At 72.4% G+C, this 3,580-nt stretch carries 3 protein-coding genes; all 3 read right to left on the reverse strand.

The genetic code is table 11. The features are described 5' to 3' along the window. The coding region (locus tag AC31A1_RS48655) for an IclR family transcriptional regulator (RefSeq protein ID WP_489659469.1) at positions 1 to 471 on the reverse strand (471 nt) is incomplete at its 3' end. A 97-nt stretch (positions 472 to 568) separates the two neighbouring features. After that, on the reverse strand, positions 569 to 2,200 hold the full coding sequence (locus AC31A1_RS48660; RefSeq protein WP_489659470.1) for a thiamine pyrophosphate-binding protein: 1,632 nt from the start codon (positions 2,198 to 2,200) through the stop codon (positions 569 to 571). 106 nt (positions 2,201 to 2,306) lie between these two features. Continuing rightward, on the reverse strand, positions 2,307 to 3,580 hold a 1,274-nt coding region (locus tag AC31A1_RS48665), incomplete at its 5' end, for a 3-hydroxyacyl-CoA dehydrogenase family protein (RefSeq protein ID WP_489659471.1).

Genomic DNA, 3,580 nt, shown 5'->3' on the forward strand with positions numbered 1-3,580 from the left:
GGTGCGGCTGGGCGGGCGGGGATCCTGCGCGAGGAAGACCTTGCCGGTGGCGGTGCAGTGGGCGGGCAGCCGGCCGCCGGTGCGGGAGACGATCGGGGTGGCGCGGCGGCCGGTGATCTTCTCCAGGAAGAGGGTGTCGGTGCCGTCCGGGACGGCCAGGTGCACGTTCTCGTGGGTCGCCTCGTGCAGATCGCCCAGATAGGGCAGCGCCACCGTGCGCAACTCCCGTACGGACGGCGCCGATTGACCGAGGACGAAGAGGGCGAGCCCGATGCGGTAGCTGCCTTCGGGAGTGCGCTCGACCAGACCGAGCCGGACCAGTTCGCCGATCAGCCGGTGCGCCGTCGGCTTGGGCAGCCCGGTGCGCAGGGCCAGTTCGGCGAGGGAGAGCGCGGTCTCGGCGTCGCCGCAGGCGCGCAGCAGCGACACCCCGCGTGCGAGTACCGACTTCGGCAGCGGCCCGTCCGTCATGGACCGATGGTGGTCGCTGTCGTGCATGGGTGACAAGGTGTCGGTGACGGTGAGTCAGGAACCGCGATCGAAGCGGTACCTCGTCGAGGTCATGGCTTCACGACGGTCGAAGCGGTACGTCCACGAGCAGCGGCCGGGTCAACTCGTCGGCTCCGGCGACCAGTTCACGCAGGTGGTCGGCGCTGTCCGCCCGAACGGCGTCGACCCCGAAGAACCGCGCCGCCAGGGTGAAGTCCAGGGCCCCCAGTTCGGTTCCGGGGCACCTGCCCGTGCCACCCATCGCCTGGTAGGTGTCCTGGAGGGTGCGGTAGCTGCCGTTGCCCATCACCACGAACAGCACCGGCACTTGCTGCCGTGCCGCGCTCCACAGCCCCTGGAGTCCGAACAGCGCGCAGCCGTCCCCGAGGACCGAGACGACGGGCCGCCCGGGTTCGGCGAGCGAGCGGCCGACGGCGGCGCCGATGCCCCAGCCCAGGCCGCCGCCGACGGCGTGGGTGTAGCTGCCGGGACGGTCGAGTCGTAGCAGCCGGCGGAGCAACAGGCCCACGGTGATGGCCTCTTCGACGACCACGGCGTCCGGCGGCAGGCCGCGTGCGACGGCGTGGGCGGCGGCCCACGGTGCGAGCGGTGCCGTCGAGTAGGCGGCGTGGGCGGCGGACTCGGCACGGTCCCGTTCGGCGGTGTGCCGTTCACCGGCGCGCAGCACGCGGGCCTTGGCGGTGTGGTCGGGCACCTGCTCGCGCAGCAGCTCGGCGAGCCGGTGCAGCGAGGGCGCGAGCGCGCCGACGAGCCCGGCGTCGGCGGGGAAGTTGCGGCCGATCTCGTCGGCGTCCGAGTCGAGTTGGACGACGGTGATGCCGGGCGGCAGGGCGGGCCCGGGGCTGTAGTGGTGCGGGGTGAAGGCGTGGGCTCCGACGATGAGGACGGTGTCGTACGAGGAGAGCGTGTCCCGGATCGCGTCGTGGCGGGGCGGCAGCATCCCGGCGTAAAGGGGGTGTGTGGCAGGGAAGTTGAGGCAGTCCGCCATCGGCTGGTGATGGACGGTCGCCCCGCAGGCCTCCGCCGTGCGGACGAGCGCGGCCACCGCGTCCTCGCGGCCCACTCCGTCCCCGGCGACGATCGCGGGGCGCGCGGCACGGCCGAGCAGTACGGCGGCCCGGTCGAGCCCAGCGGCGGGCCCCTGGCGTGGCGGTGCGGTGCGGGCGGGGACCTCGACCTCGGTTTCCTCGGCGAGGAGGTCCATGGGGAGGGACAGGAACACCGGCCCGGCGGGCGGCAGTTGGGCCTGCGCGAAGGCGCGGCGCAGGGCGAGGGGCAGGTCGCGGGTGTGCTGGATGTCGTACGTCGCCTTCACGGCGGGCCGCGCGAGGCCGAGGAGGTCGCCGGAGAGCATGGGGTCCTGCTGGAGGTGGCGGCGGTCCTGCTGGCCGGCCGTGACGACGAGCGGGGTGCGTGAACGGCGGGCGTTGAGAAGGCCGATGAGGCCGTTGGCGAGTCCGGCGGCGATGTGCAGGCTGACGAACGCGGGGCGGCCGGTGCCGCGCGCGTAGCCGTCGGCCATGGAGACGACGGCGCCCTCGTGGACGCCGAGGACGTACTCGGGGGCGTTCTCGGCCTCCGACAGGGCGGCCAGGAACGGGAGTTCGGTGGTGCCGGGGTTGCCGAAGATCCGGTCCACGCCCTCGCCGCGCAGGATGTCGAGGAGGGCGAGGGCGGGACGGTATCCCATGGGGGCTCCTCGGGGGACGGGACCGGTGACCGGTTCGCCGGTCAGCGTCGGGGTCCCGTCCCCACGAGGGCAAGGGCAGCGTGTCGCTCAGCGATACGTCGATACGTCAGCGCGCGTCGGTGAACCGCTCGCCCTTCTCCGCCTTCTCCACGAGCAGCGCGGGCGGGGTGAACCGCTCGCCGTAGCGCTCGGCGAGTGCACGCGCGCGTGCCACGAACCCGGGCAGGCCGCCTTCGTAGCCGTTGATGTACTGGAGGACGCCGCCCGTCCAGCCGGGGAAGCCGATGCCGAAGATGGACCCGATGTTGGCGTCCGCGACGGACGTCAGCACGCCCTCCTCCAGGAGCTTGACGGTGTCGAGCGCCTCGGAGAACAGCATGCGTTCCTGCATGTCGCCGAAGGGGATTTCGGCGCCCTCACCGGTGAAGTGCTCGCGCAGGCCCGGCCACAGCCCGGCGCGCTTGCCGTTCTCGTCGTAGTCGTAGAAGCCCGCGCCGCCGCTGCGGCCGGTGCGGCCGAACTCGTCGACCATGCGGTCGATGACGGCCTCGGCGGGGTGAGCGAGCCAGGTGCCGCCCGCCTCCTCGACGGCCCGCTTGGACTCGTTGCGGATCTTGCGCGGGAGCGTGAGCGTCAGCTCGTCCATCAGGGAGAGGACCTTGGCCGGGTAGCCCGCCTGCGCGGCGGCCTGCTCGATGGACGCGGGCTCGATGCCCTCGCCGACCATCGCGACGCCCTCGTTGATGAACTGGCCGATCACCCGTGAGGTGAAGAAGCCGCGCGAGTCGTTGACGACGATCGGGGTCTTCTTGATCTGCCTGACCAGGTCGAAGGCGCGGGCGAGGGCCTCGTCGCCGGTGCGCTCGCCCTTGATGATCTCGACGAGGGGCATCTTGTCGACCGGCGAGAAGAAGTGCAGCCCGATGAAGTCGGCCTGGCGCTCGACTCCTTCGGCGAGGGCGGTGATGGGGAGGGTGGAGGTGTTGGAGCAGAGCAGCGCGTCGGGCTCGACGATGTGCTGGATCTCCTGGAACACCTTGTGCTTGAGCGAGGTGTCCTCGAAGACGGCCTCGATCACCGCGTCGCAGCCCGCGAGTTGCTGCGGGTCGGCGGTGGGCGTGATGCGGGCGAGCAGCGCGTCCGCCTTCTCCTGGGTCGTACGGCCGCGGGAGACGGCCTTGGCGCAGAGCTTCTCGGAGTAGGCCTTGCCCTTGGCCGCCGCCTCCGCCGTCACGTCCTTCAGGACGACGTCGATGCCGGCGCGGGCGCACGAGTAGGCGATGCCGGCGCCCATCATCCCGGCGCCGAGGACGGCGACCTTGCGGACCGGGCGGGAGGGGATGCCCTGGGGGCGGTTGGCGCCGGAGTTGACGGCCTGGA

It is taken from the genome of Streptomyces sp. P5F9 (assembly GCF_057961495.1).